13 protein-coding genes and 1 pseudogene are annotated in these 13,690 nt (G+C 53.8%); 5 read left to right on the top strand and 9 right to left on the bottom strand.

The features are described from left to right. From AADJ11_RS18945 to AADJ11_RS18935, 3 genes and pseudogenes are all read left to right on the top strand, one after another. Complete coding sequence (locus AADJ11_RS18945) at window positions 1–828, top strand: hypothetical protein (RefSeq protein ID WP_341235969.1); 828 nt, start codon at window positions 1–3, stop codon at window positions 826–828. Between the two features lie 220 nt (window positions 829–1,048). Further along, a pseudogene (gene tuf / locus AADJ11_RS18940) lies at window positions 1,049–2,221 on the top strand (elongation factor Tu); the annotation flags it as partial. Window positions 2,222–2,735: 514 nt separating this feature from the next. Next, the gene (locus tag AADJ11_RS18935; RefSeq protein ID WP_341235968.1) at window positions 2,736–3,380 is read left to right on the top strand and encodes a hypothetical protein; all 645 of its coding nucleotides are present in this window, start codon (window positions 2,736–2,738) and stop codon (window positions 3,378–3,380) included. Between the two features lie 68 nt (window positions 3,381–3,448). On the opposite strand, the gene AADJ11_RS18930 is transcribed toward AADJ11_RS18935, so the two are convergent. The 4 genes from AADJ11_RS18930 to AADJ11_RS18915 all read right to left on the bottom strand — a co-directional run bounded on the left by AADJ11_RS18930 (window position 3,449) and on the right by AADJ11_RS18915 (window position 8,627). Continuing rightward, window positions 3,449–3,646, bottom strand: a complete 198-nt coding sequence (locus AADJ11_RS18930; RefSeq protein ID WP_341236004.1) for a tyrosine-type recombinase/integrase — start codon at window positions 3,644–3,646, stop codon at window positions 3,449–3,451. A 129-nt stretch (window positions 3,647–3,775) separates the two neighbouring features. Next, window positions 3,776–5,425 carry an ATP-dependent helicase gene (locus tag AADJ11_RS18925; RefSeq protein ID WP_341235967.1) on the bottom strand — a complete coding sequence of 550 codons (1,650 nt, stop codon included), beginning with the start codon at window positions 5,423–5,425 and terminating at the stop codon, window positions 3,776–3,778. Then, window positions 5,422–7,356 carry an AAA family ATPase gene (locus tag AADJ11_RS18920; protein WP_341235966.1) on the bottom strand — a complete coding sequence of 645 codons (1,935 nt, stop codon included), beginning with the start codon at window positions 7,354–7,356 and terminating at the stop codon, window positions 5,422–5,424. Before AADJ11_RS18920 ends, AADJ11_RS18925 begins: the two co-directional genes overlap by 4 nt. Before the next feature lie 347 nt (window positions 7,357–7,703). Beyond that, window positions 7,704–8,627 carry a tyrosine-type recombinase/integrase gene (locus tag AADJ11_RS18915; protein ID WP_341235965.1) on the bottom strand — a complete coding sequence of 308 codons (924 nt, stop codon included), beginning with the start codon at window positions 8,625–8,627 and terminating at the stop codon, window positions 7,704–7,706. Between the two features lie 328 nt (window positions 8,628–8,955). Here AADJ11_RS18915 and AADJ11_RS18910 point away from each other — a divergent pair, with 328 nt between their 5' ends. Beyond that, complete coding sequence (locus AADJ11_RS18910; RefSeq protein ID WP_341235964.1) at window positions 8,956–9,084, top strand: hypothetical protein; 129 nt, start codon at window positions 8,956–8,958, stop codon at window positions 9,082–9,084. Here AADJ11_RS18910 and AADJ11_RS18905 read toward each other — a convergent pair. From AADJ11_RS18905 to pcaD, 5 genes are all read right to left on the bottom strand, one after another. After that, entirely contained in the window at window positions 9,081–10,145 is a 1,065-nt protein-coding gene (locus AADJ11_RS18905; RefSeq protein ID WP_341235963.1) for a 3-carboxy-cis,cis-muconate cycloisomerase, read from the bottom strand. The genes AADJ11_RS18910 and AADJ11_RS18905 overlap by 4 nt on opposite strands. Before the next feature lie 63 nt (window positions 10,146–10,208). Beyond that, window positions 10,209–10,808 carry a protocatechuate 3,4-dioxygenase subunit alpha gene (pcaG, locus tag AADJ11_RS18900; protein WP_341235962.1) on the bottom strand — a complete coding sequence of 200 codons (600 nt, stop codon included), beginning with the start codon at window positions 10,806–10,808 and terminating at the stop codon, window positions 10,209–10,211. 1 nt (window position 10,809) lies between these two features. Continuing rightward, a complete protein-coding gene (pcaH, locus tag AADJ11_RS18895) occupies window positions 10,810–11,538 on the bottom strand; it encodes a protocatechuate 3,4-dioxygenase subunit beta (RefSeq protein WP_341235961.1) in 729 nt (242 codons plus the stop codon). Further along, window positions 11,531–11,917, bottom strand: coding sequence for a 4-carboxymuconolactone decarboxylase (pcaC, locus tag AADJ11_RS18890; RefSeq protein WP_341235960.1), 387 nt, complete (start codon window positions 11,915–11,917; stop codon window positions 11,531–11,533). Before pcaC ends, pcaH begins: the two co-directional genes overlap by 8 nt. After that, window positions 11,914–12,696, bottom strand: a complete 783-nt coding sequence (gene pcaD / locus AADJ11_RS18885; protein ID WP_341235959.1) for a 3-oxoadipate enol-lactonase — start codon at window positions 12,694–12,696, stop codon at window positions 11,914–11,916. The genes pcaC and pcaD overlap by 4 nt, the downstream gene beginning before the upstream one ends. A 75-nt stretch (window positions 12,697–12,771) precedes the next feature. Between pcaD and AADJ11_RS18880 the strand changes: the two genes are divergently transcribed. Then, the gene (locus AADJ11_RS18880) at window positions 12,772–13,686 is read left to right on the top strand and encodes a LysR substrate-binding domain-containing protein (RefSeq protein WP_341235958.1); all 915 of its coding nucleotides are present in this window, start codon (window positions 12,772–12,774) and stop codon (window positions 13,684–13,686) included. Window positions 13,687–13,690 lie beyond the last annotated feature (4 nt).

The raw sequence follows: 13,690 nt of genomic DNA, 5'->3' as shown, positions 1-13,690 counted from the left end.
ATGATTAAGCTCGAGCGAGTAAGAACAAAAGCTGCAGTGCCGTCGGCGTTTCGGGGGCGGACGCCGCGCAACCGCGTGGTCGCCTTGATGAAGCTTGCACGAGAACGGCTGGTTGCCGGGGAGCCGATCAAGGTCGAAATCGAGTCAAAGTGGTCGATCACGAAAGATCAACTTCTGATCGAGACGCATAACAAATGTGCTTATTGCGAGTCGGACATAACGACAGTGTCTTATGGTGATGTTGAGCACTATCGACCGAAATCGGTCTATTGGTGGTTGGCCTATGTCTATGACAATTACCTAGCATCTTGTGCGATCTGCAATCAGCGGTTTAAAGGAGCAAAGTTTGAGTTTATTGGGCCAGCGATCGCGCCACCGTCAGTCTTAGCTGCTTCAACGGATGAAGAATTAGAGGAGTTGGCTAAGATCCTCATCCCAGACCCTCTTGATGCAAATGCTGTCGCTATTTTTGAGGACCTGCACCGCGCCGAAGGTCCTTTGATACCGAATCCTTACATCGATGATCCTGAGCCGATGTTTGTTTGGGAAGTCTTTGAAGGAACTGAGGAGGTAGAAGTCGTGCCTAACATGGCGTTTGCGAATTCGGATCAGATCGTGGATGCTTGTGAGCGGATTTATGGGATCAATCGACCCCAGCTCAAACGGAGGCGCTTTCAAAGGTACCGATTTTACGACACCCTTCGCAAGATGCTGAATGATCTGCCAGCGGGCGCTCCGTCACGCGCTGATGCCGAGGATTTGCTGGCTAGTTTTAGCAAGTCAAATAGTGAATATGCTGCAATGATAAGGTTTCTTGACGCCCTGTAAAATTAGCTTCGAGGCTTGACGGCATAAAGGGGAACACTTCAGTTTGATACGTGTGTCCGGTTTTATCGAAATGCACAGACGAATCTCGGTTCAATCAGTAAGCAGCTAAGCTTGGTTTATGCTTTTGATTATTTTGGAATTTATTTCTACACTGTTTTTGGGTTCATGAATAAGAGGGCGGCAGCGACGTGACACGCTCCAGAGTATTACAAAGAAAAATATGGCAAAGTTAAAATTTGAGCGTAACAAGGCACATGTTAACATTGGTACGATTGGCCACGTAGACCATGGCAAGACGACGCTGACAGCGGCGATTACGAAATACTTCGGCGACTTCCGCGCGTACGACCAAATCGACGGCGCGCCCGAAGAGAAAGCGCGCGGCATCACGATTTCGACCGCGCATGTGGAATACGAGACCGAGAACCGCCACTACGCGCACATCGACTGTCCAGGTCACGCCGACTATATCAAGAATATGATCACCGGTGCCGCCCAGATGGACGGCGCAATCCTCGTTGTGAACGCCGCCGACGGCCCGATGCCACAAACGCGTGAGCATATTCTCTTAGGTCGCCAAGTGGGTATTCCCTACATGGTCGTCTATATGAACAAGGTTGATCAGGTAGAAGACGACGAGCTACTCGAGCTAGTGGAAATGGAAATCCGCGAGCTGCTTTCATCCTACGATTATCCCGGCGACGATATTCCGATAATTCCAGGCTCGGCGCTGCACGCTATGAACGGTACGCGCCCTGAAATCGGCGAGCAATCAATCCGCAACCTTATGAAGGCCGTGGACGAATACATCCCAACGCCTGCGCGAGCGGTGGATCAGCCCTTCCTGATGCCGGTCGAAGACGTATTCTCGATCTCTGGCCGTGGTACTGTCGTAACTGGCCGTGTTGAGCGTGGTGTAATCAGTGTCGGCGACGAGATCGAAATCGTCGGCATCAAGGACACAAAGAGGGTGATTTGCACTGGTGTGGAGATGTTCCGAAAGTTGCTGGACCGCGGTGAAGCTGGCGACAACATCGGGGCGTTGCTGCGTGGTATTGATCGTGACGCGGTGGAGCGAGGCCAAGTGCTTTGTAAACCTGGGTCGGTGATGCCGCACACGAAATTCGAGGCAGAGGCTTACATTCTGACCAAAGAAGAAGGCGGTCGTCATACGCCGTTTTTCGCAGACTATCGACCGCAGTTCTACTTCCGCACGACGGATGTAACAGGCACAGTCGAGCTGCCTTCTGGTACAGAAATGGTGATGCCTGGCGACAACCTGAAGTTTAAAGTTGAGCTGATCGCACCGATCGCGATGGAGCAGGGCTTGCGGTTTGCAATCCGCGAAGGCGGACGTACCATAGGCGCAGGCGTGGTTGCAAAAATCTTGGATGGAGGTAGCACAATTGGGCTTTCATCAGGTGTCGGAGAATACAGTGATCTCAGTACAGCGGCGGGCACACTCGCTGGTACTATAGCTGTTGGAGACGAAATTGACTCGGCCTACGGTCAGTCAGAGGAAAGCGACAAGTATTTGAATATGCTGTCTGACGAAGTTCGCGCAGCAGCCGAGAGTATCATTGACGCCGTTGCAACAGAAGCAAACGATAAGCCTTCCGATTTTATGTTCTTGGACCTCATGATGCTTGCTGGGAAGGGCCACGACGCTGACAAGTTCGCGAAAGCAATCCTTTTTCTTTCATCCTCTCCAATCGGTATCTTTTCTGTAGAGGCAATATTTATCGACGCGTTTGGAAAAAGGTTTCTTCTGTCGGATGATAATTTCACATCAGCCCTGGACTCTAACGAACTCGTCCATCCAGAGACGGGTCGGGTCATTGAAGGCGTAGAGACTGACGTGTTTCCAGTGTTTTCTCTAAAAACAAGTACAACAAAGAAAAAGACAAATGCATTTCACTGACGAAGACTTCATTGACCCCAATGACCTAAGAACTTTGAGACTTCTTGCACAATTTGCAGAAGGGCAGGCTGGTGGGTATGCGTTTAAGTATCAAATGGCGCCGAACCACGAAGTCAGGACTGAAGCGCTGGAGGGGATGCTTGAGTATGCTTACGACTCATTGGTTCGAAACCGCCATTTGAACAAAAAACAATCAGAGGACGAGCTTACCGTCCAGATTGTGGAACAGCTAGCTCAGTTCCAGGTGATGGCGTCGCATGATACGCAAGTTGGAGGGCACTGCGATATTCTAGTCAAGGGTCCAGAAAGATTTCAATGGATTGCAGAAGCGAAAATTCATAGTACATATGGCTGGTTGAGAGATGGTTTTTTGCAGCTCTCTACAAGGTATGGAACTGCTTTACCGGGGCAAAATCAGGGTGAAATAATAATCTACTGTCGTGGTTCCAATGCACTTGAGGTGCTGTTGAAGTGGCGAAAAAAATTAGAAGAGATGGAGGTGGCTGACATAATTGAAGATCGCTCCGATCAAGCTCTTTGGTTTAGATCATGTCATACCTGCAGCAACAGCGGTTTGGACTTTTTTATCAGGCATAGGATTGTTCCGCTCCATTTTGCGCCGAGTAAATAACTAAGAATACTGAAAGGAGCGGCACCGTACGATAAAATAACGCGCATCTTAGGGGCTTCAGGTCGTTGCTACCCGAGCGCATCATGAACATCGGCGCGTTCCAACGCGCGTCTCAGCGCGTGGTTTGAAACTCTCACATAGATCAAAGTCGTCTTAAGGTTTGCGTGCCCAATTAAGGCCTGAATCATGCGGATGTCGATACCTTCCTCGATCAGCAGCGTTGCCGCAGAGTGCCGGAACCAGCGCGGCGTCAGATGCGGTGCAATGCCTCCTGCCTCTCATCGATCGGACGGTAAGCATCAATGGCTGAGATGGAGCGTCCTGTTCACAGCATGTTTAACATATTATCAGGTCAGGCTCCGGGGAGGGCTCGACCAGCGGATTTTTAAGCGCGGTCATGGCACGTAAGCAAGAAATTCATCATACTCGTTACGCTTGCTAGTCCAGCGGTTCGCTCCACTCGGACGTTGGCGTTGACGGCACGCGGTCAGCAGCAGCCGTCGTTTGGCGCGTGAGATCCCAACAAAGTAAGCTGCACGTTCCGCTGACGGATCGCCCCAGAAAGTCTCTTTCTCGACCCCAAGAATGACGACCGTATCAAATTCTAGTCCCTTGCTTTTATGCACCGACATGATGCGAACCCCGTTGTCACCAGAAAATGAAGCTAAAGCAGTTGCCGTGTCCACATGGCCCTGCAACAGCAAATGCGCATGCTCGAGGGTTTGGTTGATGAGTTGATCGAGGCGATCGCCGTGTTGATAGTCCGGTGATAAAGCGACGAGACTGTCACGCCCGACAACGTCCACGAGCGCGACAGTAAGAGCTTTCAGATCGTTGATCTGCCGAAGATTGATCTCGTTTGCAGCGACCTGCCGTTTGGTTTCGGTGACAAAGCGATCCCAGCGTGACCGCAACTGATATTCGCGTTCCTCATCATAGCCATGGTTGAACACAACTAGATCAAGCAATCGACGATAAGCGGCAGGTTGCCGCGCGTCGCTCGCGATCAAAAGAAAGTCGATCAGCAGACAGGCAGCCGGCTCAGACGCCAGATCCTGCTTTGTGTCTTCTTCTCGAAACGGAATCCCCTCTGCCTCGAAAGCAACTACGAGGCGCTGGCAATAGAGGTTTTGTTGTTTGCTGACAAGAATTGCGATCTGGGAAGGCTCGCTTCCATCTTCGATCAGCCTGCCGATATGCGTTGCCAAGCCGCTGGCTTCGTCGTCATCATCTTCAAAACGAAGGATACTGATTTCGCCCTCGTCGCCGACGATATCCGCATCTTCGAGCGCGGCTGGCGGATCCATCACTTTGACCATCGCATTTTGCATGCGTCGGAGCGTGGGTGCGGACCGGAAATTCTGATAGAGATTGCGCGGCAGCGCATGGAAAGCGTCGGCAAAGGTATGGAAGATACCCTCGAGCGCTCCGGCCCAGCCCATGATGCTTTGCTTGGTATCGCCAACAGCCGTCAGGATTGTCGGGGTGTCGCCGAAACAAGCGAGTATCAGGCGATATTGCTCATCCGTGCAGTCTTGAAACTCATCCAGGAAGACATGGCTATAGGTCTGTCGCACCGCATTTCTGGCGGCTAGGCTGTCTTCGATGATCTTGCAAGCGAGCGGCACCATGTCGGCGAACGTGATGGACTGGTGTTGCACACGGCGCGGGCCAATCGAATAATCAGGGTTTAGCGCATCGCGTCCGCTCAGCACCGGGCGAAACCGGTCAATGATCCGTTTAGCGAAGGCATGGAAGGTGTGGCTATCAAATCGCGCAGCCAGCCCAGGTCCACAGCGTTTCCGGACGCGTGCCTTGAGATTGTGGCTAGCATCAGTCTTGAACGATATGGCGAGGATCCGGCGAGGGTAACGGCAAGTTCCAGTGCGAAGCAGGAAGTCGGCACGTTGCGCCAACATTTCAGTCTTGCCAGCGCCGGGACCCGCGGTGAGGGCCAAATTGCGCGCAATCTCTGTTGCAGCAGCCAACGCGTTCGGCTCAAGCGTTAAGCCATCCACGGGCGACCATCGTTCCACTGCAATCATTCAGGTAAGCCTTCGAGTTCGGTTTCGACATAGTCGATTAGCGCGGTCATGGCCGCGGGCATGTCCGCAGCAATTTCTGCATCATCAATCGCTGCCATTGCCCGGATATGCCAAGCTGGCTTGCTGCCTAACTTGAAGCGACGGTGGTAGGCATCGAACAGCTGAAGCTGGTCGTCAGTATATTGCCCTGCCACGGTATCGTGTTTTTTGCCGAGGACAGCCTTGAGCGTTGTCTCATCTGGTTCTTCGCACTCGTCATCTTCAACTCGATAGACTTCGGCGAACGCCTCGATCATCATAAAGTCGAGATCAAGCGGCGACGAAAAGAAGACGCCGCGCTCGTTGAAATACTCGAACCAATCATCGTCATCGATCAAAAGTCCTTGTTCGCTATTCCAAGCTGGAATGGCTGCTATTTCATCTTCGTCAATGCCCGCATTCTCCACGTCGCTATATTTCAGAAGTTGCTTCGCAGCGTATTTGATCCTGCCCCAGCCACCCTGAAAGCGGGCAAGGTCGAGATCAAGCAAAGTCGCGTGCGGGATGCCCAGCCCGTGCAGTAACCGCCAGAAATGGTTGACGTGGCGCCCGCCCAAAGGGACAACCGAGATCGATGCATCATCCGTGAGAACGCCGCGTGCAGCGAGCATCCGCGGCAGAACGACTTCTTCGCTGTCGCCTTCACCCAGAATGACGAACCGGGCAAAGTACAATTCAGGGAAGGCGTGTACGGCTTCACGCACATATTTTGCCGCGTCCTCATTTTCCGGGAGAACAACTCGAGCGACGACCGTTCGACGATCGCCGTCTAACCGCAGATAGCGGATAGTCTCAGGGGCGACGCGACGCAAAAGTGATGGGGCGTGCGTAGCCACCAGGGTCTGTGCATTCTGACCGTTTGCAAATTCGGAAATCGCGCGGATTACGCGCCCCAGATAGTGCGGTGAAAGGCTGTTTTCCGGCTCTTCGACCGCGATTAAGGTAAAGATGGCAGGCCGCAGTTTGTCGATGTCGAAAGCTTCTAGTTCACCGGCGAGCACCTTGTCGCCGATCTCGCGCATTGCTAGCACCAGAGAGATATACAGCAAGGATTGCTGACCGTCGCTTAGTCGTGAGAAGTCGACGAGCGACTCGCCGTGGCCTGGCGTGAAGGTAAGGCTCAGATGGCGGAGAAGCGCGTTGACCTCACTTTGCGCAAAAGAGATTGACGGGTTGGCGAAAAATTCGCCCCTGTGAAGCTGGCCCCAGATGTCGGTCAGCGAGTCGCTGATGCCTTCAATGGCCGCGTTCCCACTTAGGGCATCGGTAATTTGCGCTGTAAGATCATTGACCTCAGTGCGCTCGACGCTCCAGTCGGCGGCTCGCAATGCCCGGCCCACTAAGGCGTTGGCGGAGTAAGAGATATGGTCCGATGGATCGCGGCGAGCAGGGAGATAATGCACCTGAATGGCGTTGCGATCTTGCTTGGAGGCCCGGCTTTCCTCTACGGGCAACCCGTCCTCGTCAGCTTCGGTAACGTAGGTGAAGGTTTCCTCGATATCACCGTCCTGATCGAGAGTTGCTGCCAAACGGAAGCGGACGCGGACGACCTCATCATTGTCCACCATGAGCATATGCGCGAAGTTGCCGGGCACCGCGGGCATGTCGACGTTTTCCAACTCAAGCTCTGGAAATTCGAAATCGGCCTCGATCCAAAGACTGCGCACTTCTGGTGCCGCATCGTGCGCCTCGTCGGCGGGGATATGAAAATCGGAGGTTCTGATCTTACGCTGTGCGGGATCGAGACTGAACATCCTTGCCAGTGCCTGCAGCACCGCTGTCTTACCGGCGCCGTTCGGTCCAAGAATGAATGTTGTATCGTCTAACGCGATTTCTGTCTCGACGCCCCCAAAGCATCGGAAGTTGCAAATACGCAAAAGCGTGATTTTCATGGTGCCTTCTCCACTGGCAAATCATGCCATCTTAAATTACTGCTTCGGCTGTTCAATAAATCATCTTCTGTAAATGGTCATTTGGAAAGCTGACTTTCCGCTCTGTTTACATTACTTCGAACAAACGGACTGGGCATAAATGCTATCGGAGCCGCATCAAGGGTAGCTATCTGCGAGGCACCCTTTAATGCCATTCGTTCGAGTACTCCCAATGAAGCGGTCATGCTTGTGCTGGCCCACTATGGCCCGCTTTCGGGAAATTGGGACCGACACGTAGGTGACCGACAGGTAGAGTGCAAAGCCTCCATTGACCAATCGAGAATCTAGTGGCCACCTTGGGGCGTTTATTATCCCAGCTCGCCAAGCACATCGACCCGCTTCAAGGCTTGTCGAAGGGCATGATTCGAAACCCTCACATAGATCAAAGTCGTCTTAAGGTTTGCATGCCCAAGTAGGGCCTGAACCATAAGGATATCGATACCTTCCTCGATTAGCAGTGTCGCCGCTGTGTGCCGGAACCGGTGCGGGGTCAAATGCGGCGCGATCCCCAAGCGATGGGATAGCACCCGCAGGCGTTTACGAAACGTTTGCGACCGGAGCCGGCGGCCCACCGCATTCAGGAAGAGCGGCGATTTCAGGGACCCGTGTTCAGCGCGAAACATGCAGTACCGTTGAAACGCGACCTGTAACTCCGCATTTGGCACAAACACAATCCGCTCCTTGTTGCCTTTGCCGCGCACGATCATTTGGGAAGCGTCGGTGGAGACATCGCGGATCGTCAGGTTGGTGAGCTCGCTGATCCGCAGCCCTGTCACAATCAGCAGCTTGATCATCAGTATGGTGACGTCCTGCATCGCGCACGGCGTTGTTTTGGCAGTTGGGGCATCGGCCACACCAACGGGTGATTTCAAAACGGCTTTGAGGATGTCCCTTTCAATGGGCCGGGGCAGGCGCCGCGGAATCCGGACCGAGATTCGAACATCTGCAAACGGCGAGGGCATGGCGCTGTTCCGATCTGCGCGCCAAGCGAAGTACGACTTAAGGGTCACAAGACGCCGCTCGATGGTTGCGGGCTTGGCATACAGCACGTCGCGTAGGTGGCGGTGATAGGCGAGCATGTCGTCTTTTGAGAACGGATCGACGAGTTGGTGTTCTTTGGTGAACCGCGTGAAGGTCCGCAGATCCTGGGCGTAAGCCCGCAGCGTGTGGTGGCCGAGGCCGCGTTCATCGCGGCGGGCATTGACGAAGGCTGAGTGATCGAGATGGGGCATGTTGAACTCCTGTTGAGGTGTTCAGCCAGTCCATCACGGTCCGTGGGATCGGCGAAATCGGGGCCCCTCAGGCGGTAACGATAATTCTTAGTTATCGTTACCCGAATGGCTAGTTCGTGGGTCAGGGATCGAAACATATCGGATATCTTACGGTGCTTGCGACCGCTTCGATGAGCGCCATATGCCAAATGACCGGCTTTAAAGGGGGGGTGAGTACGGTCAAAAAACGCAAGTTAAAGGTTGGTCAAGAACTGGCAACGACGATTATTTCGCCCGTGCGCTCGCGCGAATTTGGCAGGCGATGCGGTTTAGCTGGCAGATGACGACAATGATGCACCGTTTTGATGGCGAAGATGCCTTTGCCGAACAAATGCGCAAAGCGACACTGGCCCATCTTGCCGCTTCGGAAACGGCACGACGTGACTTAGCGGAAAACTACGTTGGGTTACCGTTCTAGGTGCTGCCTCCATCGGCGCCTATGCGCGTAACATTCTGGGTTAGATAAAGGGCCACGGCAAGCGCACGCGCGGTTGCCATCGCCATTTGCGGTAGGATCATCCACTCTAAACTCCAAGCCACGCCAGAGCGTTCTTGTTCGTGTACCATTGCGTGATGCATGGCCGAGACTTGCGTGGCGTTAAACCGTGCCAGCGTGACCAGAAGCTCGGCTGCGACTGGGTTTTGTTTGTGTGGCATCGCGGATGACCCGCCACCACCAGAGAGTGTGATTTCTTCAATCCCTTGCTGCGACATCAACACGATGTCTTGGCCCATTTTCCCCAAGCTACCCGTCACGAGCGATAGAAACGATGCGTAGTCTGCGACGCCTTCGCGCATCGCGTGCCAAGCTTTGCCTGTTGGCGCGAGGTCAAGGGATTTGGCGACTTCGCCGACCACATAATCGGCCTTATCCCCGAGCGCCTTACGGTCCCCAGCGGCGCCGCCGATCTGAACCTTTTCGATCTTTGGACGAAGCGTTTCCAGCCGCTCTAAATGCCCCGCCAAAGGCAGATGCCAAGTCAGGATACGATCCCGCACAGTGATCTGAGTTGCGGCTTGCATACGTGTGCGGCCCATAAGCGGATTGCCCCCAAACCGTACTTCTAATGTCTTGAGCTGGTTTACGACGTCCAACATCCGACCCGCGATCAAATCCGAAGCCTCGCGCAGGGTCATTGCTAACGCGGTGTCGACAACATCTTGGGACGTGGCCCCCTTGTGTAAGGCCTCGGCGGGGGCGGTCGCCTTCAATTGTTTGATCAACCGGGGCACGGGAACGCCATCTTTGCTCATGCCCTTCGCGATATCGGCGAAATCAATCTTGGCGGTTTCAATGGCGTGGGCAGCATCCGCCGCCTTTGTCGCGTCAAACAGCCCAAACTTGCCACAGGCTCGCGACCAAGAGGCCTCAAAGGCGAGCATATGCGCCATCTGTTTTTGCGCCGAGAATACCTCGGCCATGACAGGATCACCAAACAGTCCAGACAGCCAAGGATGGTCAAAAGCAGAGATTGTCATGGGATATCCTCAACATAGAAATGGGGCGCGGTATGCGCCCCATTCAATCAGATGTGTGCAGGTTTAGATATCAAGAAACACCGTTTCGCCAGCGCCTTGAAGGCGAATATCGAACCGATATTTCCCTTCGCCCGTCTTTTTAGCGATCAGAGTGTCAACGCGCGGGCGTTGTTCGATGCGCCCCAATAGTGGGTCAGCTGAATTGTCCTCATCCTCAAAATAGATGCGGGTTTGCAGGCCGATGTTAATCCCCCGCGCCACAACCCAAAGCGAGATGTGCGGCGCATCTTTGCCACCCCCACGCGCAGGCACTTTACCGGGTTTAACTGTGCGCAACGTAAACTCGCCGCTATCGGCGTCGGCGGCAAAACGACAAAGTCCCGAAACGGCGGGGTCCGCGCCTTCTTGGCCTGCGAATTTGCCGTTGGCATCGGCTTGCCAGCTTTCGATCAACGCATCGCGCATTGCCCAACCAGTCCCGTCAAAAACAGAGCCGGTGATCTCGATCACTTCACCCTTAACGTTGTCCGAGATTGGAGATGTGCCGATTTCTTCGTCGTAATATCCAGCGTTGCCCGCATAGGTTGGCATCAATCCGATATGGACATAAGGGCCAGCGGTTTGCGATGGAGATTCTTGTAATGTGTTAAGTGACTGTACCATTTTACATGCCTTCCAACTGGTTTTCGAACATTGTTTGGCGGCGTCCACGAAGCACGATGTCGAATTTATACGCAAGAAAATCCAACGGACGCGATTTCGAGAAATCGAGAGGGGCAACGAGCCGGTCAAGGTGGCTACGGTCTTTGATCGTCGCCGCAATCGGACAATGATTGATCAGCGGATCACCTTCAAAATACATCTGGGTAATCAGGCGTTGACCAAAACTATGGCCATAGACCGAGACGTGGATGTGCATCGGCCGCCAGTCATTGCCGCGGTTTGGCCACGGGTAGGCACCAGGGCGCACAGTCAGAAACTCATAATAGCCGTTTTCGTCAGTGATCGTGCGTCCGCAGCCGCCAAAGTTTGGATCAAGCGGCGCAAAGTAGGTGTCCTTTTTGTGACGATAGCGCCCGCCGGCATTTGCCTGCCAGATTTCGACCAAAGTATGCGGCACCGGACGGTTATTTTCATCCAACACGCGGCCATGCATCAAAATGCGTTCACCTACAGCAGGAGCCGCGCCTTTGGTCCAGTTTAGGATCAAATTGTTGTCCAGCGCGCCCAGTTGGCCGTGGCCAAAGGTTGGTCCAGTTTCTTCGGACAACCCGCTTTCCATCGACAAAAGCGGCAGGTTTGGCGAGCGCGCGACGCTCGTTTTGTAACCGGGGTCGTAGGGTTCAGGATGGACCGCACGGTTGCGCGGAATCAATGGACCTAGATCAGTCATCGTTGTTTTCCTCCATTTCAATAAATGTTTGTTTGGCGAGTTTCAGCGCGTGGTTTGCTTTGGGAACACCCGCATAAATTGCGACATGTTGTAGGGCTTCAGCCACGTCGTCTTTTGATGCACCCGTGCGCGCAGTGGCGCGGATGTGCATCGGGATTTCTTCAAAGTTTCCGGTAGCGGCCAGCAATGCGATGGTCAGCATTGACCGCTCACGACGGCTAATTTTGTCCGATGACCAAACGGTGCCCCACGCGCTTTCGGTGATAAGGTTTTGAAAAGGAAGGTCAAATTCTGATTTAGCGGCCTCGGCGCGGTCAACATGGGCGTCCCCCAATACTTCGCGGCGGGTCGTCATCCCTTGATCGAATTTTCCACTCATGCGGTGATCCTTTTGACAAAATTAATAAGCTCTTGGGCAAAGACCACGGGTAGCTCAATCGCGGGCAGATGCCCCGTTGTTTCAAACATAATAAGCTCGGCTTGGGGCAGGGCAGCGGCCAATGCCTCAACCACGGCTGGCGGCGTGGCCAGGTCGTGCCTGCCCGCAAAAACCAATGCGGGGGCTGTGATTTCGGGCAAGCGCGTGGTGATATCGGTGCCGGCGATCGCGCCACAGGTCGCAATATACCCCAGTTGATCCGTGCGGGCTAACATGCTGCGCCAAAGCGCGGCCTCTGGTGTTTCCAAGAAGTCAGGGCCAAACCACCGTGGTAAAATATCTTCGGCCATCGCGGCCATGCCGTTTTGCTTCACGGCGTCTATCCGCGACAGCCACCCTTCGGCGGCGCCCAGCATCGGCGCAGTGTTGGACAGCACCAAACCTAGGACCCGTTCCGGAGCCATCAAGGCGATATGTTGTGCGATCAATCCGCCAATCGAGCAGCCGACAAGGATAACGCGATCAAGACCAGCGTGATCCATCGCGGCCAAAACATCATTCGCAAGTTCGGGGATTCCATAGCCAGCCAGCCCCGTATCAGAAAGACCATGACCGCGTTTATCCATCCGAAGCATATTATAATCAGCGGGTAAACGGGCGCAAACTGCGTCCCACATCCGAATATCCGTGCCGAGCGAGTTTAGAAACACAAGTGCAGGCCCGCCACCGTTCGAATGGCTAAGGTGCATCGTGCCCCAGTCTAATTTTAGTGCCTGCATAGAGTCCTCCTTTAGGTAATTTGGCATAATTAAAACCTTTGATAAAATACAAAAATATACTAGAACTATAACCAAATGGATATACCAAAAGACCTAAAGCTCCGCCATCTTGAGGCGTTTCTTGCCGTGGCTGAGACAGGAACGATTTCTGCTGCTGCGCGGGCGCAGAATGTGTCGCAACCGGCCATGTCCAAAACACTGTCCGATCTTGAGGCGCAATTGGGAACCCCGCTGTTCGAGCGCACAGGACGACGTGCGATCCTGACGGCCGGCGGCGAGGTTTTTCGCCGTCATGCGGTGGCGTCACTACAAAGTCTTGAGGCGGGATGCCGTGTTCTACGCGCGCCAACGCACACGGATTTGGTAAAAGTGGGGGTGTTGCCAACCGTCGCTGGCGGGTTTTTCCCGTCGGTCGCATTGGAATTTTACGACCAGCGACCCGATGCGCGCATTGGGGTGATGACCGGCCCAAACCGCTATTTGATCGACTTGCTGCGGTCAGGCAAAATTGATCTTATGATTGGGCGGATACCAGGTTCAAAGGATATGCCCGGCTTGGCATTTGAGCATCTTTATGACGAGCCAATTGAATTGGTTGCGCGTGCTGGTCATCCTGCTCTTGGACTGGACCCTGCGCAAATACTTTCGGAATATCCGCTGATCCTGCCTAACCCGGGCGCGATCATTCGTCAGTCTGTCGATCAATATTTGTCGGCTTTGGGGCTGTCGAGTTTGCGCCCCGCATTCGAAACCGTGGCTTTGCCAGTAGCGCTCACGATGTTGGAAAGCTCGGATATGTTATGGTTTATCTCGCGAGGTGTCGTAGAACGTGAGGTGAAAGACGGCAGTCTAGTCGCCTTGGATATGAAAGCGGATTACATGTCAGGTGCTGTTGGCCTGACCCGCAAAACAGGCTTTGACCAAAACAACCTAACCAACCTTTTGGCGACTTTATCGCATCAGCGGGCAGCGAAAAACACCGCCCACTGATTGA

The organism is uncultured Sulfitobacter sp., from assembly GCF_964021855.1.
Taxonomy (GTDB): Bacteria; Pseudomonadota; Alphaproteobacteria; order Rhodobacterales; family Rhodobacteraceae; genus Sulfitobacter.
The sequence above is the reverse complement of the archived record's forward strand: the minus strand, read 5'-3'. Positions and strand labels throughout refer to the sequence as shown.